At 42.7% G+C, this 20,969-nt stretch carries 18 protein-coding genes; 14 read left to right on the top strand and 4 right to left on the bottom strand.

Features of this window, described 5'->3' with window-relative positions; all coding sequences use genetic code 11:
* Positions 1–7: 7 nt before the first annotated feature.
* Positions 8–1,720 (top strand): RagB/SusD family nutrient uptake outer membrane protein, encoded by a 1,713-nt coding sequence (locus tag COR50_RS15780; RefSeq protein ID WP_098194875.1) that lies wholly within the window; start codon positions 8–10, stop codon positions 1,718–1,720.
* Between the two features lie 154 nt (positions 1,721–1,874).
* Here COR50_RS15780 and COR50_RS15775 read toward each other — a convergent pair whose 3' ends face one another.
* Positions 1,875–2,702, bottom strand: a complete 828-nt coding sequence (locus tag COR50_RS15775; protein ID WP_098194874.1) for an FkbM family methyltransferase — start codon at positions 2,700–2,702, stop codon at positions 1,875–1,877.
* A 185-nt stretch (positions 2,703–2,887) separates the two neighbouring features.
* Here COR50_RS15775 and COR50_RS15770 point away from each other — a divergent pair, with 185 nt between their 5' ends.
* The 7 genes from COR50_RS15770 (at position 2,888) to COR50_RS15735 (ending at position 11,895) form a co-directional block, all read left to right on the top strand.
* Positions 2,888–3,718, top strand: a complete 831-nt coding sequence (locus COR50_RS15770) for a hypothetical protein (protein ID WP_098194873.1) — start codon at positions 2,888–2,890, stop codon at positions 3,716–3,718.
* 283 nt (positions 3,719–4,001) lie between these two features.
* Positions 4,002–4,754 carry a L,D-transpeptidase family protein gene (locus COR50_RS15760; protein WP_098194871.1) on the top strand — a complete coding sequence of 251 codons (753 nt, stop codon included), beginning with the start codon at positions 4,002–4,004 and terminating at the stop codon, positions 4,752–4,754.
* A gap of 265 nt (positions 4,755–5,019) precedes the next feature.
* Positions 5,020–5,592, top strand: coding sequence for a gluconate 2-dehydrogenase subunit 3 family protein (locus COR50_RS15755; RefSeq protein ID WP_098194870.1), 573 nt, complete (start codon positions 5,020–5,022; stop codon positions 5,590–5,592).
* 66 nt (positions 5,593–5,658) lie between these two features.
* On the top strand, positions 5,659–7,362 hold the full coding sequence (locus tag COR50_RS15750) for a GMC oxidoreductase (RefSeq protein WP_098194869.1): 1,704 nt from the start codon (positions 5,659–5,661) through the stop codon (positions 7,360–7,362).
* A 104-nt stretch (positions 7,363–7,466) separates the two neighbouring features.
* Positions 7,467–9,161: a GMC oxidoreductase gene (locus tag COR50_RS15745; protein ID WP_198405671.1), complete on the top strand. Its 1,695-nt coding sequence runs from the start codon at positions 7,467–7,469 to the stop codon at positions 9,159–9,161.
* Between the two features lie 261 nt (positions 9,162–9,422).
* Positions 9,423–11,261, top strand: a complete 1,839-nt coding sequence (locus COR50_RS15740; RefSeq protein ID WP_098194867.1) for a glycoside hydrolase family 35 protein — start codon at positions 9,423–9,425, stop codon at positions 11,259–11,261.
* A 190-nt stretch (positions 11,262–11,451) separates the two neighbouring features.
* Positions 11,452–11,895: a CBS domain-containing protein gene (locus COR50_RS15735; RefSeq protein WP_098194866.1), complete on the top strand. Its 444-nt coding sequence runs from the start codon at positions 11,452–11,454 to the stop codon at positions 11,893–11,895.
* A gap of 287 nt (positions 11,896–12,182) precedes the next feature.
* On the opposite strand, the gene COR50_RS15730 is transcribed toward COR50_RS15735, so the two are convergent.
* Positions 12,183–13,448 carry an aspartate kinase gene (locus COR50_RS15730; protein ID WP_098194865.1) on the bottom strand — a complete coding sequence of 422 codons (1,266 nt, stop codon included), beginning with the start codon at positions 13,446–13,448 and terminating at the stop codon, positions 12,183–12,185.
* Between the two features lie 150 nt (positions 13,449–13,598).
* Here COR50_RS15730 and fbp point away from each other — a divergent pair, with 150 nt between their 5' ends.
* From fbp to COR50_RS15700, 6 genes are all read left to right on the top strand, one after another.
* The gene (gene fbp, locus COR50_RS15725; RefSeq protein ID WP_098194864.1) at positions 13,599–14,603 is read left to right on the top strand and encodes a class 1 fructose-bisphosphatase; all 1,005 of its coding nucleotides are present in this window, start codon (positions 13,599–13,601) and stop codon (positions 14,601–14,603) included.
* A 92-nt stretch (positions 14,604–14,695) separates the two neighbouring features.
* The gene (locus COR50_RS15720) at positions 14,696–15,211 is read left to right on the top strand and encodes a CAP domain-containing protein (protein WP_098194863.1); all 516 of its coding nucleotides are present in this window, start codon (positions 14,696–14,698) and stop codon (positions 15,209–15,211) included.
* A gap of 212 nt (positions 15,212–15,423) precedes the next feature.
* Positions 15,424–16,125 (top strand): HAD family hydrolase, encoded by a 702-nt coding sequence (locus COR50_RS15715; protein ID WP_098194862.1) that lies wholly within the window; start codon positions 15,424–15,426, stop codon positions 16,123–16,125.
* 66 nt (positions 16,126–16,191) lie between these two features.
* Complete coding sequence (locus COR50_RS15710; protein WP_098194861.1) at positions 16,192–16,956, top strand: ABC transporter ATP-binding protein; 765 nt, start codon at positions 16,192–16,194, stop codon at positions 16,954–16,956.
* Between the two features lie 11 nt (positions 16,957–16,967).
* Entirely contained in the window at positions 16,968–17,510 is a 543-nt protein-coding gene (locus COR50_RS15705) for a YfiT family bacillithiol transferase (RefSeq protein WP_098194860.1), read from the top strand.
* A 35-nt stretch (positions 17,511–17,545) separates the two neighbouring features.
* A complete protein-coding gene (locus COR50_RS15700) occupies positions 17,546–18,106 on the top strand; it encodes an NUDIX hydrolase (RefSeq protein ID WP_098194859.1) in 561 nt (186 codons plus the stop codon).
* Here COR50_RS15700 and COR50_RS15695 read toward each other — a convergent pair whose 3' ends face one another.
* Together COR50_RS15695 and COR50_RS15690 are read right to left on the bottom strand one after the other, a co-directional pair.
* A complete protein-coding gene (locus tag COR50_RS15695) occupies positions 18,107–19,402 on the bottom strand; it encodes a bifunctional folylpolyglutamate synthase/dihydrofolate synthase (protein WP_098194858.1) in 1,296 nt (431 codons plus the stop codon).
* Between the two features lie 12 nt (positions 19,403–19,414).
* A complete protein-coding gene (locus tag COR50_RS15690) occupies positions 19,415–20,893 on the bottom strand; it encodes a DUF5723 family protein (RefSeq protein WP_098194857.1) in 1,479 nt (492 codons plus the stop codon).
* Positions 20,894–20,969: the final 76 nt, after the last annotated feature.

Below are 20,969 nucleotides of genomic sequence, written 5' to 3'. Positions count from 1 at the left end.
AATTAAAATGAAAAGAAAATTAGTTATATATATTGCAGCTTTTGTCGCGGTCGGAACATTCGGTTCTTGCAGCAGAAGTTTCTTAGAAAAAACACCTCAAGGGCAATTGGTCACCGATCAAATGCAAACCGTTGAGGGCTGTGAAGCTACCTTGATCGGTGCTTACGGATTATTGAACGGCAATTTGGATGGAACATGGGGTAACTATGCTTCTGCACCCAGCCAATGGCTTTTCGGGGAAGTAGGCGCTGATAACGCACATAAAGGTAGTGTGAACAGTGACCAACCTAACATGAACCAGATCGAGCTTCACCAGGTAACCAGTACCAATGATAACTTGGAAGTGATGTGGACACGTTGTTACGAAGGTATCGCGCGTTGTAACACCACCTTGTTCTTGTTGAATGCTGTTCAAAATGGCTCCGGCGCTAAGTTCACAGCCGAGAGGGCTAAGGAAGTAGAAGCGGAAGCAAGGTTCTTAAGGGGGCACTATTATTTCTTCTTACGCAGGTTGTTCAAAAATGTTCCTTACATTGATGAGAACACGTCAACTACGGAAGCGATTACCAAATCAAACGAAGGGGACGTTTACCCGATGATTGAAGCAGATTTTAAATTTGCTGTCGATAATTTACCTGCAACACATCCACAAGGTGATATCGGTCGCCCGGATAACATCGCCGCTAAAGCTTACCTGGGTAAAGTATTATTATACTTGAACCGTCAAAGTGAAGCCTTACCGCTGTTTAATGATGTTATAGCTTCTAGACCTTCCATCGAGACTTTGGATTTTGATGATAATTTCAAAATCGCAACAGAAAATGGACCCGAGTCTATCTTCGCCGTACAACATACAATAAACCCTGATGGTAGCGGTGATAACGCCAATGTGGGAGATATGCTAGCCGGATTTTATGGTAGCGCACCAGTAAACTGCTGCGGTTTCTTCCAACCTACATTTGACCTTGTTAACTCGTTCAGGGTAGATGCAAACGGTTTGCCTTTCTTGGATAATAGCTATCGCACCAACCCTTACAAATCCGATTTCGGGTTAACAGGTACCGCGAAAGAAAACTATGCATTAAATCAAACAATTGCTTTCGATCCCCGTTTAGATTACACGGTAGGTCGTAGGGGCGTTCCATACAAAGATTGGGGTGTTATGCCGGGCGATGCTTGGATCCGTGACCCATCATATGCCGGACCATTTGTTGCTGGCAAACACACGATCTTCGAAACGGAATTTGCAGCCAATTCAGTTTCCGGTGCCAATTATGTAACCGGTTTAAATGTAAACATCATCCGTTTAGCCGATGTTTACCTGATGGCCGCAGAGTGTGCCGCTGATGCAAATGACCTCGATGAAGCAAAGCGCCTAGTAAACTTAATTAGGGAAAGGGCTTCCCATTTACCAGGTGTATCCGTAAATGGTTCCCCTGCTGCCGCTTATAATGTAGGTCAATACACTGATTTCCCGACAAAAGAATATGCTATGAACGCGATTCACTTCGAAAGAAGGTTGGAACTCGCATTGGAAGGTCACCGTTATTTTGACTTGGTACGTTGGGGTATCGCTAAGCAAGTAATAGAAAGCTATTCCGCATTTGAAGGTTCTATCTTGTCTTCTTTCTTAGGAATTACTTTCGATGCTAGCGACGAAGTAATGCCGATCCCACAAACCCAAATCGATAGAAGCGGTGGTGGCTTAAAACAGAATTAGTAATTTTTTCATTGCAGATTTGATGAGTTAATAATCTTGGGCAGAAATTCTTTTCTGCCCATTTACTCCAACCGCGGTGAATAAATAAAATACTAAAAAGGGAACAGGTTATTGATAACGCTGTTCCCTTTTTCATATTATATTTTAAGTAAGATCAAGCTCTGAAAGCGAAGATATTGAGCTGCTGATCGAAGCTCTCCGCTTGTTTCTCCATAATGAAAGGATGTGGTACATTATTGGCTGCTTCCTGCAACAAGTACATAAATCCTGCTTCCTCGATTATAGTTAAAATTTCGGTTAACTTGTGATGCTCACGTATATCACCATGATATTCGACAAAAAGATGCTGTACATTTTGTAAACTGCCTGCGCAATCTTTCATTACTTCATACTCAGCTCCTTCAATATCGATTTTTAATAGATCAATCCTGCGATCAAGTAGATCTTTCAACCGCTGGCAGGAAATCTGTACCGTATCTTCCTTGGCGCCGGCTTCACCGATCTTACTGCCTTGTCCGCCGGATGATTCAAACGATATAGAATCATTATTTATCCAAATAGCTTTCGCTTCCAACTGTACATCAGCTAACTTGAAACTCTCAACATTACGGGCCAAGGTTTGCTTATTTCGCTCATCGGGCTCAAATGCAATTATTTCTGCGCCGGGATATAAGTGCTTAAAATAAACGACGCTCAAGCCTATATTAGCGCCGCAATCAATTATAAACGGGCGCTGGTGTCCCGCATCAAATTTATATATACCCGTAGTAATTAATTCTTCAAACGAATGCATGAACTCGTAAGGGCGGGTAAAGTAAAATTTTCCCCCGTAAATATTGAAGCTATGCAATTGATCATTAGGTAAATGCTTCAAGCGCTTTTCTTGCCAAAAGCTAATGCCTTTACGTTTCCTTTTGGCGCCGAATAAAGAGCGAAACGCCCCCTTGGATACATTTGTTAAAAATGAGTTTCCCCCAGACATAGAAAGATTTTGTCAATACAGATTGTTAAAATTCAATTCCCGAACCCACAATATATTGAAATATATTCCAATTCCATAAAACTTGCTACTGATCCACACTTGCAGGCAAGCTCCCTAAATTTACAAGGAACCTTACATGCGATGTTCCAAAAACTTCACGAAACCAATCTTCAAACCAATCTGTCATGTTAACATATTCAGTCGGGTACAGCTTTATTCCCACGGAAACAGTTCCTGGGAATGTGTGCAAATTCAAATTGCAAATACCGCCGGAAGAAACCAATACTTTCATCTGCAAAATTATCGGCGCGAACGGTGACGAATTGTTACAGGTATTAAGCCCAGGCAGGGATATTATTGATGGAACTTGTTACTTGGATCAACTCGGTCAAAGCTGGCAAGCAGTCATTTATAAGGAAAATAGTCCAGGAAGTGCTATTTTGTTGGATTTTAATACTTGTAAACCCGGTTTAAAAAGGCAAATCGGGGGCTGTATTGTCTTGATTTCCTGTTTACACAGAAAAGTCGATCCCGGTTCTACCACTCATGCACGGCATTTCTATACCGCTCAATTCGTCGCGGGAAGCCGTTACTTCTTATCCGGGATTTCATGGATGGAAGTTCCCTATATCATTGCAGAACCTGCTGCACTTATTCCAGGAGATCATCCATCGGAATATTATTGCGTACTACGTGCTGGCGCGGTTTGTAATTCCAGTTTACGCACCGAAGCATTGCAAATACCGGGAAACTCTAGCCGGGTGGCAATTTCAATCAGCTGCAAAAATGGGGATGTTGACCGATCCAGCACATACATAATTGTACATATATATTTAAATAAAAAATTATTATCTAAATATATTGAAAGGGCTCCAGGTGATTGGAAAGAGATTGAATTGTTAAAGAATTTAGGAAAGTGTGATGGATCTATCAGGATCCAAATATGCATAAATTCTACGGGAAACAGCGGTTCGTCGGTATTATTACGCCGGTTCTCCATACGATTTTTACCATAAAAATCGTTATTTGCTTAGGATTCTGTACCTAGCTTATCAAAATTTCGATAAATTTGCGAAGAATCGATAGCAGTATGAATACGCAAACGTTGTATGGATATTTATTTTTATTGGCAGGAGTTTTTCAATTAGTTACGGCATTTCTTGTTTATAGGGGAAATCCGCATTATATTTTGAAATTGGCAGGTAGAAAAGTAGGGGTGATCGTGTATTTGGTATTGGCGATTCTATTATTTTACCTTGCCTATAGAAATTTAAGATAACTAACCGGGACAATTCAAACATGAAGCATTTTTTTATCGTGGCCGCCTTGTTCTTTTTAGGAACCGGTATCGCGGATGCGCAGCAATCATTTCTTGAGAACCAAAAGTTATTTCCCAGGGTGGGAGAGGCTTACCGTCAAAAAGAAGAAAAAATTAAAAAAGAGTTTGCAGCTAAGGGCTTAGTCTATCCTGCAAGATTTATGTATATCCGCTCGTTTAAACTCGATAGCGAGTTGGAAATTTGGGTTAAAAATAATGTAACCGATACTTTCCAACTATATAAAACTTACAGGGTTTGCTCGCTATCAGGTAAAATGGGCCCTAAGCGGAAAGAAGGTGATAGGCAAGTGCCGGAAGGGTTTTATTATATAAATGACTTTAATCCCAACAGTAGCTTTCACCTTTCCCTCGGTATTAATTACCCTAATTATTCCGATAAAATCTTAAGCGATCCAAAGAAACCCGGCGGGGAAATTTACATCCATGGAAATTGCTTAACCATCGGCTGTATCCCGTTGACAGATGAGTTTATAGACGAAGTATACATCTTGGCTGTTAACGCGAAAAATGCCGGGCAGGATTTTATCCCGGTGCATGTTTTTCCCGTGCGTTTCAGTAATCAATCTTCTATGGATTACCTGGGCAATCAATCTTTAAATGACAATGATGCTCAAAAGTTCTGGGTGAAGCTGAAAGAAGGCTTTGATTATTTCGAGAAACATCACAAGTTACCTGTTATTATGGTCGATAGTAAAGGCCAATATATCCTCTAAAATTATTTATTAATAGATACGACCGGGAGTCCTTCACAAAAAAAGTGTAAGACTCCCGGTTTTTTATTACATTTATCCAAGTTAAACTTCCACGTAATATGAAACGGCTCAAATTATCTGTCACTTTACCTTACACTTCAGGGTATTAGTACCACTTATCCAATATTTCAACCGCGGAATTATTTTTTCGCAATCTTAATTATGATTTTTCATATTTTTTTAAAATCTTGAATGCTCAAGGTCAATAAAGGTCAAATCAATTAATATGAATAGGAGAGACGCCCTTAAAAACGTGGCAATTCTGATGGGAACTGCCATTTCAGCTTCAACAATGGCTGCCCTGTCGGGTTGCAATACGGGTCCGAAAAATTATACGTTACAAACTCCGGAAACGCGTTCCCTTTTAGCAGAAATTAGTGAAACCATTATCCCGGAAACTGATACCCCGGGCGCTAAAGCAGCGAAAGTGGATGAATTTATGATTACCATGATGAATGATTGCTACGATGAAAAATCGCAGAAAATTTTCGTGGATGGTCTGAAAGCAATTGACGAAGCTAGTAATAAAAAATTCGGTAAAGTATTCGTACAACTGGCCCCAGGGCAGAAAACCGAGTTGCTGACTGCCATCGATCAAGAAAGGATCGATTATAACAAGAAAAAAGATAAACCGAAAGGCTCCGGCCCGCACTATTTCCAGTTGATGAAAGAACTGACATTATTAGGTTACTTTACTTCTGAGCCGGGCGCTACCAAGGCACTACGCTATGTCCAGGTACCCGGTAGATACGATGGTTGTGTTCCTTATAAAAAAGGTGATAAAGCTTGGGCTACCTGATAACCATACGGTAATACCCTCTCTTTTCTAGGTTTTCTTTTTAACACTTGCATAAATTATCACGAAATGAATCTTAATATAAAGGCGCAGGAACAAAATACGTACGATGTTATCGTGATTGGTTCCGGTGTGAGCGGTGGCTGGGCAGCCAAAGAGTTTACCGAGAAGGGCTTCAAAGTCTTGATGCTCGACCGCGGTAAGAAATTAGAACATGTAAAAGATTATGAAACTGCCACCATGGATCCCTGGCAGTTTAAACATAGGGGCCGCATCACGGTCGAACAAAGGGAAACACACCCTTATATGAGCCGCGACTATCCTTACAGCGAACACAATGAAAAATATTGGATCAACGATAGCCTCTCTCCTTATGAAGAAGTGAAACGCTTCGATTGGTACCGTCCCGATATCGTGGGTGGTAAATCTATCATGTGGGGGCGTCAAAGCTACCGCTGGAGCGATCTTGACTTCGAAGCAAACCTTAAAGACGGCATTGCAGTAGATTGGCCGATCCGTTACAAAGACATCAAACCCTGGTACGAATACGTAGAGCGTTGGGTTGGTATCAGTGGTATCGCGGAAGGTTTACCGCAATTACCAGACAGCATTTTCATGAAACCGATGGATTTCAATTGCGTTGAGAAGGACGTGAAAGCCAAGGTTGAAGGTGCTTTCAACGGTCGTACGGTAACCATGGGGCGCGTCGCCAACATCACCGAACCGATCCCGGAACAAGGTCGTGCCAATTGCCAATTCCGTAACCTCTGTAGCCGCGGTTGCCCTTACGGTGCTTATTTTAGCACGCAGTCTTCTACATTGCCGGCAGCCCGCAAAACCGGCAACCTGACATTGAAACCGGATTCTATCGTGAATTCTATTATTTACGATGAGCAGAAAGGTAAGGCTACGGGCGTACGTGTGATCGACAAAAATTCTAAGGAGATGACGGAATATTATGCGAAGGTAATCTTCGTAAACGGCTCTACTTTAGGAACAACCTTCGTTTTATTAAACTCTACTTCTAACCGCTTCCCGAATGGTTTCGGTAATGACAGCGGGGTTTTGGGTAAATACTTGATGGATCACCACTTCCGTACCGGGGCTTCCGGTGAAGCGCCGGGTTACGAGGATAAATATTATTTCGGCCGCAGGGCGAATGGTATTTACATCCCCCGTTACCGCAACCTCAACGGGGACAAGCGCGATTACCTGCGCGGTTTTGGCTACCAAGGTGGCGCCAGCAGGAGCGGTTGGAGCCGCGGAATTGCGGAAATGGGCGTCGGTAAAGATTTCAAAGAAATGCTAACCGAACCGGGCAACTGGTCCATGGGCTTAGGTGGTTTCGGGGAGTGCTTACCGTACGAAAGCAACCAAGTAACCTTGGATACTTCGAAGAAAGATGCCTGGGGACAACCCGTGTTGAAGTTCGACGTGGAATTCAAGGAGAACGAACATAAAATGCGTAAGGATATGGCCAACGATGCTGCCGAAATGCTGGAAGCTGCCGGGCTGAAAAATGTAAAAACTTACGACCGCGGTTCATGGCCAGGAATGGCTATCCACGAGATGGGTACCGCCCGCATGGGACACGATCCTAAAACTTCCATGTTGAATAAATGGAACCAGATGCATGCATGTAAAAACGTCTTCGTAACAGATGGCGCTTCCATGACCAGCGCATCTTGCGTGAACCCTTCATTAACTTATATGGCTTTGACGGCTCGCGCTGTTGATTATGCCGTAAAAGAAATGAAGAAAGGAAATATTTAATTTGATTCTTAAGTATCACGAAGCATATAAAATCCTCGTCGGCTGCTATCATCCAAATACTGGTGCATGCGACGGGGATTTTGCATTGTTAAACTATCATAATTATGAATCTGAATATAAAGGCTAAAGAACAAAATACATATGATGCCATCGTCGTAGGTTCAGGTATCAGCGGCGGTTGGGCTGCTAAGGAGCTTTGCGAAAAGGGACTCAAAACATTGGTTTTAGAAAGGGGCAGGAATATCGTTCATGGAGAAGGTTATACAACAGCCATGATGAACCCCTGGGAGTTTGAGCACCGCTTGCACAGTACGAAGGAAATGCGGGAGCAATACCCGATCCAAAGCCAATGCTATGCTTTCGACGAAGCAACCCAACAACATTGGGTCAACGATCTCGAAAACCCTTACAACCAGGTTAAACCTTTTAACTGGTTACGCGGTTACCACGTTGGCGGACGCTCCCTGATGTGGGGGCGCCAGTGCTACCGCTGGAGCGATATCGACTTCGAAGCGAATGCCAAGGACGGGCATGGCGTTGATTGGCCCATAAGATATAAAGACATTGAGCCCTGGTATACATACGTGGAGAAATTTGCAGGTATCAGCGGGCAACCGGAAGGATTGAAACAATTACCTGACGGACATTTCCTGCCACCTATGGAAATGAATTGCCTGGAGAAACACGTTGCCGGAAGATTTAAAGAAGTATTTAACGACCGGATCATGACCATTGGTCGCGTTGCCCACGCCACAAAGGCCATTGATCACCGGAAATGCCAATACCGGGATCTCTGTGCCCGCGGTTGCCCTTTTACCGGGTATTTTAGTAGTAACGGTGTAACATTACCCGCGGCAGCCAAAACGGGTAATATGACGCTTAGACCGCATTCTATCGTGCTTGAAATTCTATACGATGATCAAACTCAAAAGGCAAAAGGTGTTCGCATCATGGATAGCGAAACCCGAGAAGTAATCGAGTATTTTGCGAAGATCATCTTCTTAAATGCTTCTACCTTGGGTACAACTTTTATCCTGTTAAACTCAGTCTCTAACCGTTTCCAGAACGGTTTTGGAAATGATAGCGAACAAGTTGGTCATAACCTGATGGATCACCATTTCGGTGTGGGAGCCAGCGGTGAGTTCGAAGGATTTGAGGACCAGTATTACGGTCCCGGTCGTAGGCCGAATGGGGTTTACGTGCCCCGCTTCCGGAATATTGACGAGAAGACTAAAAGAAGCGATTACGTACGTGGTTTCGGTTACCAGGGCGGTGCTTCGAGGGGGCGCGGCTTAACGTTCGACGGCATCGGTGCAGAATTTAAATTCCAACAAACCCAAGCCAATAAATGGACGATGGGTCTCGGTGCCTGGGGTGAACATTTACCTTACTATGAAAACAAGGTAACACTCAATAAGGATAAAAAAGATAAATACGGCTTACCGACATTGGATATTGATTGCGAGTTTAAAGAAAATGAACTCGCGATGAGGAAAGACATGTTAGACAGCGCCATCGAAATGCTGGAGAAATCCGGTCTGAAAAACGTTTCTGGAGGTGATGGAATGCCGCCCCCGGGTCATTGCATCCACGAAATGGGTACGGCCCGTATGGGAAAAGACCCCAAAACTTCGGTTTTGAATGGTAATAACCAAATGCATGCTGCCAAGAATGTATTTATTACCGACGGCGCTTGCATGGCTTCATCTGCATGTCAAAACCCTTCGGTTACCTACATGGCTTTGACAGCCCGCGCGGCAGATTTCGCGGTAAACGAGATGAAGAAACAAAATTTATAAGAAGCTTTTTACAAGTTAAAATGAAAAAATCCCTTGCCGAATTTAGCAAGGGATTTTTATTTAAATGCTATGATATCCATAAAGTGAACATCTAAAATACCGATCGCTAAGTTTATTTTGATATATTTAACCTGGTTGTTACAAACATCAAATTCAATATTTTAAATGTTAAACAAACACTCTTTTTAATTAAAATACTATCAGTTTACAGCAAAATATTTGTTTAAGTTTACAACCTGACTAACACACCAAGCATAGCTAATGAGAAAAATTTTATTGGGAAGCTGCATGGCACTTAGCATCATGATGCATCCTGCGGCCCAAGCTCAGAAGAAGAGCAACATCAGTGAACAACAGCATACCTTTACCCTAGGTCAACACGATTTCTTACTGGATGGCAAACCTATCCAAGTTATCAGCGGGGAAATGCACCCCGCGAGGATTCCCCGCGAATATTGGAGACACCGTATTCAAATGGCTAAAGCCATGGGGTGTAATACCATCGCGGCTTACATCTTCTGGAACTACCATGAACCGGTTGAAGGACAATTTGATTTCAAAACCGGGAATCACAACATTGCGGAGTTTATCAAAATTTGCCAGGAGGAAGGTATGTGGGTCATGCTTCGCCCGGGACCATATGTTTGCGCCGAATGGGAGTTTGGCGGCTTACCACCATACCTGTTGCGTATTCCCGACATCAAGGTGCGTTGTATGGATCCAAGGTACATCGCTGCAACCGAACGCTATATCAAGGCCTTGGCAAACGAGGTTAGGGACTTGCAAATTACCAAGGGCGGCCCGATTGTAATGGTTCAAATTGAAAATGAATACGGTAGCTATGGTAATGATAAAAACTACTTATATAAACTAAAGTCCCTCTGGGATGAAAATGGTATCGATGTACCTTACTATACCGCGGATGGCCCAACAGCTTACATGTTGGAGGCCGGGACAGTAGCCGGCGCCGCCATCGGCTTAGACAGTGGTGGTAGCGACGGCGCCTTTGCCGCTGCTGAACGCCAAAATCCTAACGTACCTGCATTTAGTAGTGAATCTTACCCGGGTTGGTTAACGCACTGGGGAGAGAAATTTGCCAAACCCAGTGTAGAAGGTATCGTTAAGGAGATTAAATACCTGATGGATCATAAAAGATCTTTTAACTTCTACGTAATTCACGGGGGTACTAACTTCGGTTATACCGCGGGTGCGAACTCCGGTGGCAAAGGATATGAACCCGATATTACGAGTTACGATTATGATGCGCCGATTAATGAACAGGGCAGGGTCACTAAAAAATATACGGCTTTGCGTGATTTAATCGCTTCATATCTGCCTAAAGGAAAAAAATTGCCTGCAATTCCCGAAGCTATTCCAACCACTACTATAGCCCCGGTTAAAATGGAAACTTATAGCAGTATTTGGGAACATTTACCGACCCCGGTAGCCTCGGTGCAACCGAAACCCTTTGAAGCATACGGCCAAGATTATGGCTTTATGCTATATAAAACGAAATTAATCGGTCATCATAGCGGACGGTTACGCATTACCGATTTACACGATTATGCCACCGTTTATTTAAATGGTAAATACGTTGGTAAAATCGACCGTAGGTTAGGTGAAAACACCATTCAATTGCCGAAATCCGACGTGATGAACCCTATATTGGAAATTTTCGTTGAAGGTATGGGTAGGATTAACTTTGCTGAGCACCTGATCGATAGGAAGGGTATTACGGATAGGGTAACCCTAAACGGCATGACCTTGATGAATTGGGAAGTGTACGGTTTGCCGATGGACGAAGCTAGTATCGAACGTCTCAGCCCGTCTCGACCTGAAAAAGATAAGCCGGGTCAATACTTCAAAGGTTCATTTGAACTGGATCAAGTGGCTGACACTTATATAGATATGTCAAATTATAAGAAAGGCGTGGTTTGGGTAAATGGTCATAACTTGGGTCGTTATTGGGAAATTGGTCCGCAGAAAAGGCTGTATTGCCCCGCACCTTGGCTGAAGAAAGGTCATAATGAAATCCTGGTGTTTGATTTGCATCAAACGGAACCGGCCAGTGTTTCAGGCGCTACCAGCTTGGAAGATTAAATATTAGATCAGAATAATTATAAAAATGCCCGCTTCAAATGAACAAGCGGGCATTTTTATTTGTAATAAGCGAATCAAGCACATATTTATATAAAATATCAATATTTGTTATTTCTGCTAGAATGGTTTAATTTATAGTAACGAATAATAGTAGTAGTAATCCTTTTCTTAACAAAAAATCAGGCTTGCCATGGGAGGAAGAGTTAGAAATATCCTGCAGGCCAAAGGCCACGCAGTTCACGCCATTAATCCAAATGATACAGTTTACCACGCATTAACTGTTCTTGTTGAAAAAAATGTAGGCGCCCTGGTCGTAGTTGACGGGGACAATTTCCTGGGTATTTTTTCCGAAAGGGATTATGCCCGGAGGGTCATTTTAAAAGGTAGGGCCTCCAAAGAAACCCTTATTTCTGAAATTATGACACTAAATCCTATCACCGTTACCGAAGATGATTCAATCGAAGCCTGCATGGTTAAAATGACCGATAAACATATCCGGCATTTACCCGTAGTTGATGATAAAGGTAAATTAATCGGTCTCATCTCCATCGGGGATGTGGTGAAGCAAATTATGGAAGATCAACGTTCTACCATCGAGAACCTGGAAGGGTATATCCACGGCACGATGGCATAATTCATTTTCCTCAATTAACAATACTAGAAGTTCTTTTGCATGAGCAAAGGGTGGAATACATTTGTTATAAAAACGGTTCTTTGTAACCGTTTTTTATTTTGACCGCTATTTTCATAAAAAATCATTGTTGTCAGACTAAATTTTCTATGAAAAAATTATCATCGCCCTCAAAAGTTCGATTCAATGTCAACCTGCTCCTTTCTTGTACTTTTTTGCTTGCCCAAAAAAGCACCGAAAAAGGCACAAAAAATCCCCGGCTTGCAACCGGGGGCGGTATGTTTCGAATATTATTTTACTAAGAGCTGCGCCGTTGTAGGAGATCTTTGTTCCAACAAGATTTTACGTCCTTTCGTCTTTTCTTCCAACAAACCGTTCTTGTAATGCCTCACGGTCAATAATTCCAAACCTTCATTATAAGTCACCTTGAAGTCGACATGCAGGGATTTTATCAACTGCTCAATCTTTTCCGGGTTATTATCGATCACGCAAGAAAAGCTGATGGCGCCATTTTGCATAAGGTGTATCTTAACTTTATGTTCATGGAAGATGTCGTAAATATCGCTGATCTTATCTTCCGTAATAAATGCATAATCACGGGAAGTAACGGAGATCATCACCTGGTTTCGCTTTAGCACGAAGATAGGTGGGAGTTGCCTTACGTCTGCATCCTCTTTGATGATAGTGCCGGGCAAATCCTTATTTAAAAAGCATTTTACAAGCAACGGAATTTGCTTATTCTGCAAAGGTTTAATGGTCTTAGGGTGAATCACCTGGGCGCCGTAATAAGCCATCTCTATCACCTCGCTAAAAGTGATTTCCGGGATATTAACCGTATCCTGGAATATTTTAGGATCGGCATTTTTCAAACCTTCCACGTCTTTCCAGATCGTTTGGCTTTCAGCATCCAGCATATTAGCGAAGATGGCGGCCGTATAGTCAGACCCTTCACGTCCCAAAGTAACCGTCTCATTCTGATCTGTACTACCGATGAAGCCTTGGGCAATTGCAATATTATAGTCGTTGAATAATGGCAACACCTTCTCATTTACGATGGCTTGCGTTGTATCCCAATCCAAATTAGCATCCCGGAAATTGTCGTCGGTCTTGAAAATATCCCTTACATCCAACCAGCAATTATTGATACCCACTTGGTTAAAATAAGCGCTCACGATAGCTGTGGACAATAATTCGCCCATGCTCACGATCTGATCATAATAATAATCATAAGGCCGGATAGGCTTTTCACCTAAAGTCCATTCAGCTTCGGTAAAGAACTGTTGCAACTGCGTGAATAAAGGATGCTCGTGAACACCGAGCAGCTTCTCCGCCAGTTGAATATGATGTTGTTCGATATTATAGAGTATTTGGGCGGCTATTTCGCGTTTGCGCATGAAGTAGTTTTGAGCTACATTCTCCAACTCGTTCGTCGTTTTACCCATGGCCGAAATCACGATCAATATCTTTTCACCGGGAAATGACTGGATAATTTTACCCACATTTTGGATCCGTTCAATACTTTCTAAACTTGCACCGCCAAATTTAAAAACCTTCATATTCGGTTCGATCTTCTGTTAAATAATTAGTTAGCAAAGTACGGCAACTTTAGATTTGTTTTAAAATTAATCTGGTAAGAAATGACAGTTTCCTTAAAATCGTTCTAATTACTTTAATTTCGCTGCTACCAAAACAACGCTTTACGGAACATGAATTACAAGCAAAAAGTAATGACCCTGGATGAATTTACTATCCAGGAGCTTAGAAATTTCCCCGGTGCCACGGGACAATTATCAGGCCTATTAAGGGATATCGGCTTGGCTGCCAAAAGGGTTAACGTGGAAGTTAACAAGGCAGGTATCGCAGATATCTTGGGCGAAGCCGGCAAAACAAACGTCCAGGGGGAAGCTGTTAAAAAGCTGGATGAATTTGCTAATGACCAATTTATCAACTCGTTGAAAACCAGTATTTACTGTGCAGGTGTGGCTTCGGAAGAAAACGAGGATTTTATCGCTTTCACCGATGAACATTCCATGAACTCCAAGTACGTGGTCCTATTTGACCCCCTCGATGGCTCCAGCAATATCGATGTGAATGTTTCGATAGGAACAATATTCTCCGTTTACCGCAGGCTAACGCCTAATGGCAGCCCATGTAATCTAGAGGATTTCCTGCAACCCGGCATCCAACAGATTGCGGCCGGATATATCATTTACGGGTCTTCCACCATGTTGGTTTATACGACGAGAAGGAGTGTTCAAGGATTTACACTTGATCCCTCGATCGGTGAATTCTGCCTGTCTCACCCTAATATCCAGGTGCCCAAAAGCAGCGATATCTTTTCAGTCAACATGGGATATTACCATTTATTCGATGAAAACGTGCGAAACGCCATTGATTTATATATGGCCAAAGATGCCAAGGATAAAATTTACCGGCATAGGTTCGTTGGCTGCATGGTGGCGGAAATACATAGAACCTTGATCCAGGGCGGTATTTTCATGTACCCGGCATTCGGTAAATATCAAAACGGAAGATTACGACTTTGTTACGAATGTAATCCCATGAGTTTTCTAATTGAAAAAGCCGGCGGTGCGTCCATCATGGATAAAAATACCCGTCTGCTGGAAATCAAACCCAACCAATTACATCAACGCATTCCGATCTTCATCGGCTCCAAACATATGGTAGAAGATGTAAAAGCTGCATTATAAAGGCTTTTAGCCGTTTGGCAAGATTATTGATTTTATCGTAAAATTGCAGGGATCACCTGCAATTTTATTTTAACCAAACCGTTTTAAATTACATGAACGCCTTTCTATTTAGAAAAACTACATTATGCCTGCTATTAGGAGCGGGTCTTTCGATGCCCGTTACCGCATGTTCAGGTTCAAAAAATGCCCCCGGATCCAATACTTCCATCCGTACTAATACAGTTGATTTAGACAACATGGAGGAAGACATCTTGTTTTATGTCAATAAATTCCGGAAATCACATGGCCTCGCCCCATTACAACTCAACGAAACTATCTGTATAGAAGCGAGGCAACACAGTCGTGATATGGCTACCGGCAGATCAAAATTCGGCCATTCCGGCTTCGACGATAGAGCCGATCACCTCAAAGAAAAATTCGGGAAGATACAAGGTGTCGCTGAAAATGTGGCCTATGGCTATCTAAGCGCCAAAGCCGTCGTAGATGGTTGGATAAAAAGCCCTGGTCATAGAAAAAACTTGCTTGGCAACTACAACCTGATCGGGATAGGCGTGGCCAAAGGCGATAAAAACACCCTCTTCTACACCCAAGTCTTTATCCGCAAATAATTCTTGCAATTAATACTCGCAAATAACACCCGCAAATAAAAGCTAACACAAATAATAAATCTAATAAACTCAACCCCCAAAAAATGCCTATAATCCGTGAAATCCATAAATCCCTTTAAAATCAGTGAACATAAACATCCCGCAACTTAGCTTCAGCTTATATTACGTACCTTTACCATGGTCACAGTGAACAAGGAATCAAAAGGATTTACATGAATAAAAATATTAAAGTGATCGCATTCGATGCCGACGATACCCTGTGGGACAATGAAATCTATTTCAGGGAGGCAGAGCACGAGTTCGCGACATTATTGGAACCATATACTCACAACCGTAATATAGTAGAAGCCCTATTTAAAACTGAGCTTCAGAATTTACCGATATATGGATATGGTATAAAGGGGTTTACACTTTCGATGATCGAAACCGCTACCGAGTTAACCCACGGGGATTTGCCGCCGGCATTAACCAAGCAAATACTCGAACTCGGTAAATCGATGCTCAACAGGCCGGTAACGGTTTTAGAAGGCGTGGAAAGCGTCCTCCAACAACTAAGGCAACAAGACTATAAATTGATGGTAGCCACCAAAGGCGACTTGCTCGATCAGCAACGGAAAGTACAACAATCGCAACTGAAATCTTATTTTCACCACGTGGAAGTTATGAGCGATAAAAAAGAAGACAATTACCAGCTAATCCTGCATCAGCATACAATTGCTGCGGGAGAGTTTTTAATGATCGGTAATTCTTTGAAATCAGATGTATTGCCCGTGTTGAATATCGGCGGCCACGCTGCTCATATTCCTTACAGTATTACCTGGATGCATGAACATGTAGATCAATTACCGGTAAACCCGAACTTTCGCTCCCTGAAGCATATCTCCGAAGTAATGGATATCATGGGGTTAAAATGAGATTAAATCCACTTAGTCTCTTCAATTTTCTATGCTCGGCAAGTGATTATGTCGTAATTTGGCAGTATGGAAAGGAAGAAGATGATCGAGGTTAAGAACCTGGTAAAAAAGTATGGCGACTTCACCGCGGTAAAGGGTATTAGTTTCGAAGTATTCGAAGGGGAGATTTTCGGTTTGCTGGGACCCAACGGCGCCGGTAAATCAACCACGCTCGAAATCATTGAAACGCTACGTGAAAAGACTTCCGGTGAAATAACGGTAGATGGTTTCAACCTGGATGAAAATCCTGCTGCCATCAAGAAGATAATCGGGGTACAATTACAAACTGCCGGTTATTATCCTAACCTCAACCTGGTTGAGCTGATCGAACTTTTCGGTGGCTTGTACAATCAACCCGTTAACCCGAAAGAATTGTTGGAAGCTTTTAACCTGGAAGATAAAGCGAAAGCGAAATTCAAGGCACTTTCGGGTGGACAAAAGCAGCGGTTTTCCATCGCTACCACTTTGATCAATAAACCTAAAATCATCTTCCTGGACGAACCTACCACCGGTTTAGATCCGCAAGCAAGGAGAAATTTGTGGGACTTGATCAAGGAAGTACGCGCACAAGGTACAACCGTAGTAATTACAACGCACTACATGGACGAAGCAGAAATCCTTTGCGATCGATGCGCGATCGTGGATAGTGGAAACATCATCGCGATGGATTCCCCCGATGCATTGATAGATAAACTTGTGGCAGGTGGCTTCGAACGCCCCAAGCCGGTAAAGCAAGCTAACTTGGAAGATGTATTCATCCACCTCACGGGAAAAGAATTGAGAGATTCCTAAATACTCCCTATATGAACCCAACATTAGAAGAACTAAGATACCCGATCGGGCAACCAGATTTTACCGTAGCGGTCACGCCGAAATTAAGGCAACAATTGATCAACGATATCCGGTATTTACCATCCCTGGTTGAAGTGGCAGTACAACATCTAGATGCGCATCAATTACAACATCCTTACAGGCCAGGGGGGTGGACGGTAGCGCAGGTCGTACATCATTTGGCCGACAGTCACCAAAACGGGTTATTCCGGTTGAAACTGGCTTTGACAGAGCAACAGCCGATCATTAAGCCCTATGATGAAGGCGCTTGGGCCATGTTGCCTGATTATATCCATACACCGATCAATATTTCCATTACGCTATTACATAGTTTACATCGCAAATGGGTCGAAATCTTAGAACACATGCAGGAAAACGACTGGAAAAGGGACTTTTATCACCCCGAAGCGAAAGTCATCATGAACTTGGATCAACACCTTGTAAATTATGCATGGCACGGGAAACACCATTTAGCCCATATCGAGAATTTAATCGAAAGGGAAGCATGGAAATAAATCAAATTTAGAATACACCACATTATTTATAGGATATGCAAGACGCTCAAGATTGGAAATTACTGGATAGCAAATACATCTTCAACGAGCCATGGTTAAAAGCCAGGAGAGATCGTTGTGAAATGCCCGATGGTACTATTGTAGATCCCTACTACGTTGTAGAATATCCCGATTGGGTCAATGCATTTGCATTGACAAAAGATGGACAGGTCATCATGGTAAAACAATTTCGTCAAGGTTTGGGCAAGACGATTATAGAAGTGCCCGGAGGTTGCGTGGATGATACGGATGCTGACTTGGAAGTTGCAATCAGGAGAGAATTATTAGAAGAAACCGGCTATGTATTTGATAAGTTAACTGCAATTGGCAGCGTTTCTGCCAATGCAGGTACCACCAATAACTTAACACATTTCTTCATCGCTGAAGGTGGAGAAAAAATCAGCGAACAATCACTCGACGATCATGAAGATTTAGAGGTGCTGCTCATGAGCATTGACGAGGTTAAATCCTTATTAAAGAACCATGAAGTTTGGCAGAGCCTCCATGCAAATTGCTTATTTTATGGTTTGTTGGCCACCGGCCATATGCAATGGTGATTATAACACTTCTGCCACGATAAAAAAGCTCCCACAAACCAATAAGAGATCTTCCGGGCCGGCAGCCTGCTTGGCTGCCGCAAAGGCTGCTTTAACGGTCGCGTAAGCATTCCCGTGTAAGCCGGCAGCTTTTGCCATCTCCCGCAATGTATCATGCTCCAGGGCTCGGGGTAGGGCAGCTTGAGTAAAATAATAAGTTGCCTCAACAGGTAACAATTGTAACACTTTCGAGATATCTTTATCCTTTACAAATCCCAATACGATATGTAACCGCTGATATTTTTGTAATGATAATTGTTGATTGATTTCAATGATACCAGCTTCATTGTGCCCGACATCCAGCACCGTTAGCGGTCTTTCCGCGATAACCTCCCAACGCCCATGTAAACCCGTTAGCTGCTTAACATTTGAAAGCGCTTTATGCAGGGCCTCAGCAGGGATATTTAATCCTACATCATTTAAAACTTCAACAGTTGCTAATACCCCCAGGACATTTTTCCGTTGATAATTACTATTGATATCCAGCGTGTAGGCGCTGGTTGAATTTGTAGGTAAATGCTTGATAAATAATTCCAGCGATGTAGGTTCCAAGTGCGCAGTAATCACTTGGTAAAGTTGGTCGGCAAAATAAATTGGAGCGGAAACCTGCATGGCTTTCGCTTTGAATACCTGCATTACTTCTACTTGTGTTTCACTGATCACAACGGGCGTGTCCTGCTTTATGATTCCCGCTTTTTCTGCTGCTATAGCAGGTAAAGTATCACCCAACATTTGCATATGGTCGTAGCTGATATTGGTGATTAGCGATACTAGGGGAGATAATACATTGGTGCTATCTAATCTTCCACCCATGCCCGTTTCAACAACGGCAACGTCTACACGCTGATCTGCAAAATAGCGGAAAGCCATTGCCACGGTTAATTCGAAGAAAGATGGTTTAATGTTATCAATCGTGGGCTTCATCATTTCCGTAAACTGGATAACAAACTCCTCTTCGCACATGAAACCGTTTACCTTGATTCGTTCGCGGAAGTCAACTAGGTGTGGTGATGTATACAAACCAGTTTTATAACCGGCTTCTTGGCAAATAGCTGCCAACATGTGGCTAGATGAACCTTTTCCGTTAGTTCCGGCAATGTGGATTGATTTAAATTGTAAATGGGGATTGCCGCAGGCTTCTAATAGGGCAAATGTATTGTCCAGGTCCAACTTAAGGGCCGCAGCGCCAACCCGGCTAAACATTGGTAATTGGGCATATAAATATTCGATCGTTTCAGCGTAAGTTCCGTTCTTCATACAGGTTTGTCCTTAAAAAACCGGGCAACCAACTTGGCCTTTCTTACTTCTGAAAATGCCATTGCCGCGATTTCTAGATGCAAATTTAATAGGAATTACGCGCAAAGCTACAAATCCGTCCACCCTGTTTAAATTTTTCTTAGCCAAGCTGGTAAATAGGCTGGCAGAACCCAGCACCAAAGGCCCGGCCCTAAGCACCAACCCAGCATCCGCCTGCCCGAACCTGTTCAAAACCAAGGGCATATAAACTCCCCACCAACGTTTATCGTACCTCGGCGTAATCGCTAATTGTACCAGTTTATTTGTTTTCCGGTCCAGTTTCTTACCGCCTGTTAACCCGATATCGGCCACTGCTCCCAGGTAAAATCCTTCCCGGATCTTATAGTCAGCCGATAAATGCAAAGCCGTTGGCAAAGTCATTGTATAAGTACTTGGAAATTCCTGCTGCTCAAAATAAGATCCGAGCCTGAGCAAATATTCCTGTTCGCTTTCCCCGCGCCGCCTAGTAAGGCCATTGGCAGATAAATTCTCACTTGTAAGGTCAACTTTCTGGCTTACAACGGATGCATCATATTTCAACCTACCGATATCCGTTATGCTTATACCTAGGCGCAACTTGTACTGGTCGGCTCCAGGGTTAAAATAAATATCGGCATCTTCATAGGCCCCGTATCCATCTTCCCCTTCCAGTATATCGTAGATCAAGCCTAGATCTAAGCCTAAGCTCGCGTGGTTGAAGAAACCAAAATAATCGCCTATAGTTTCATGTCCTTCATCATTTTCCTTGTTATAAGAAAATTGTGCTATCCCTCTTTTTATATCCAGGGTACCATCCGATTTAAATACGTATGTGGCATTTTCCCCGCTTCCGTACCCGGAAATTATCCCTGATAGTAACTTAACGGTTGCGCCAAGTTTTAACCGCGAGTAAATATCTTCTTTCACGAGGCGTGCATAAGTAAAACCAAACTCGTTCCAACCATGTTGCCCTCCCTGGGCATAAGGCTCATTTATAGTTCTATCTAAATAAGTTACGTTAGGATAATTGTTGGCGAACATATTGGCAGTAGGGGTGGAAACATTATTGATATTCCCGCTACCCCTGATCCTCCAGGTAAAAGCGAATGATTGATATTTATCAATAGCATAAAGAACCGAAGGCATCATGAACTCCGCTTCGGCCCAGGCATACTGATTTCTCGTCGCCATGCTATCCAGGAAATAATCAACATTCCTGTAAAGTGTAGATTGGTTGCTTAGAAGCGCTTTCTTGCTAAAAGAAGCATAGGTATTCCCGGCAATAAGACCAGCACCTATGATATTAATATCCCATCTCCCGTGGTAGCCTGCGGCGCTAGCCGGGTTTAAAGGAATGCCATGAACACCTGCAAATTGGCTGGTTTGATATCCTTGAAAAACTTGAGCAGAGGCTACATTCGCAGATAGTAGTAATATCAGTCCTATAAAAGAATAAAAACAACGAGTACTCAAATGAAACCGTTTTTATTATTAACGGTAATGTACATCCAATTATTGATTCTTTATAGCAGGAAAGTACAGATTTTAC

The organism is Chitinophaga caeni (assembly GCF_002557795.1).
GTDB lineage: Bacteria > Bacteroidota > Bacteroidia > Chitinophagales > Chitinophagaceae > Chitinophaga > Chitinophaga caeni.
Note: the sequence above shows the minus strand (reverse complement) of the source record. Positions and strands in the feature narration are given on the sequence as shown.

What these genes read in the sequence shown, in the direction of transcription:
- COR50_RS15735 (WP_098194866.1), top strand. Translation starts at nt 11,452, where the DNA reads ATGGGAGGAAGAGTTAGAAATATCCTGCAGGCCAAAGGCCACGCAGTT.
- COR50_RS15700 (WP_098194859.1), top strand. Translation starts at nt 17,546, where the DNA reads ATGCAAGACGCTCAAGATTGGAAATTACTGGATAGCAAATACATCTTC.
- COR50_RS15745 (WP_198405671.1), top strand. Translation starts at nt 7,467, where the DNA reads ATGAATCTGAATATAAAGGCTAAAGAACAAAATACATATGATGCCATC.
- COR50_RS15750 (WP_098194869.1), top strand. Translation starts at nt 5,659, where the DNA reads ATGAATCTTAATATAAAGGCGCAGGAACAAAATACGTACGATGTTATC.
- COR50_RS15720 (WP_098194863.1), top strand. Translation starts at nt 14,696, where the DNA reads ATGAACGCCTTTCTATTTAGAAAAACTACATTATGCCTGCTATTAGGA.
- COR50_RS15760 (WP_098194871.1), top strand. Translation starts at nt 4,002, where the DNA reads ATGAAGCATTTTTTTATCGTGGCCGCCTTGTTCTTTTTAGGAACCGGT.
- COR50_RS15705 (WP_098194860.1), top strand. Translation starts at nt 16,968, where the DNA reads ATGAACCCAACATTAGAAGAACTAAGATACCCGATCGGGCAACCAGAT.
- COR50_RS15710 (WP_098194861.1), top strand. Translation starts at nt 16,192, where the DNA reads ATGGAAAGGAAGAAGATGATCGAGGTTAAGAACCTGGTAAAAAAGTAT.
- COR50_RS15775 (WP_098194874.1), bottom strand. Translation starts at nt 2,702, where the DNA reads ATGTCTGGGGGAAACTCATTTTTAACAAATGTATCCAAGGGGGCGTTT.
- COR50_RS15730 (WP_098194865.1), bottom strand. Translation starts at nt 13,448, where the DNA reads ATGAAGGTTTTTAAATTTGGCGGTGCAAGTTTAGAAAGTATTGAACGG.
- fbp (WP_098194864.1), top strand. Translation starts at nt 13,599, where the DNA reads ATGAATTACAAGCAAAAAGTAATGACCCTGGATGAATTTACTATCCAG.
- COR50_RS15740 (WP_098194867.1), top strand. Translation starts at nt 9,423, where the DNA reads ATGAGAAAAATTTTATTGGGAAGCTGCATGGCACTTAGCATCATGATG.
- COR50_RS15715 (WP_098194862.1), top strand. Translation starts at nt 15,424, where the DNA reads ATGAATAAAAATATTAAAGTGATCGCATTCGATGCCGACGATACCCTG.
- COR50_RS15780 (WP_098194875.1), top strand. Translation starts at nt 8, where the DNA reads ATGAAAAGAAAATTAGTTATATATATTGCAGCTTTTGTCGCGGTCGGA.
- COR50_RS15770 (WP_098194873.1), top strand. Translation starts at nt 2,888, where the DNA reads ATGTTAACATATTCAGTCGGGTACAGCTTTATTCCCACGGAAACAGTT.
- COR50_RS15755 (WP_098194870.1), top strand. Translation starts at nt 5,020, where the DNA reads ATGAATAGGAGAGACGCCCTTAAAAACGTGGCAATTCTGATGGGAACT.
- COR50_RS15695 (WP_098194858.1), bottom strand. Translation starts at nt 19,402, where the DNA reads ATGAAGAACGGAACTTACGCTGAAACGATCGAATATTTATATGCCCAA.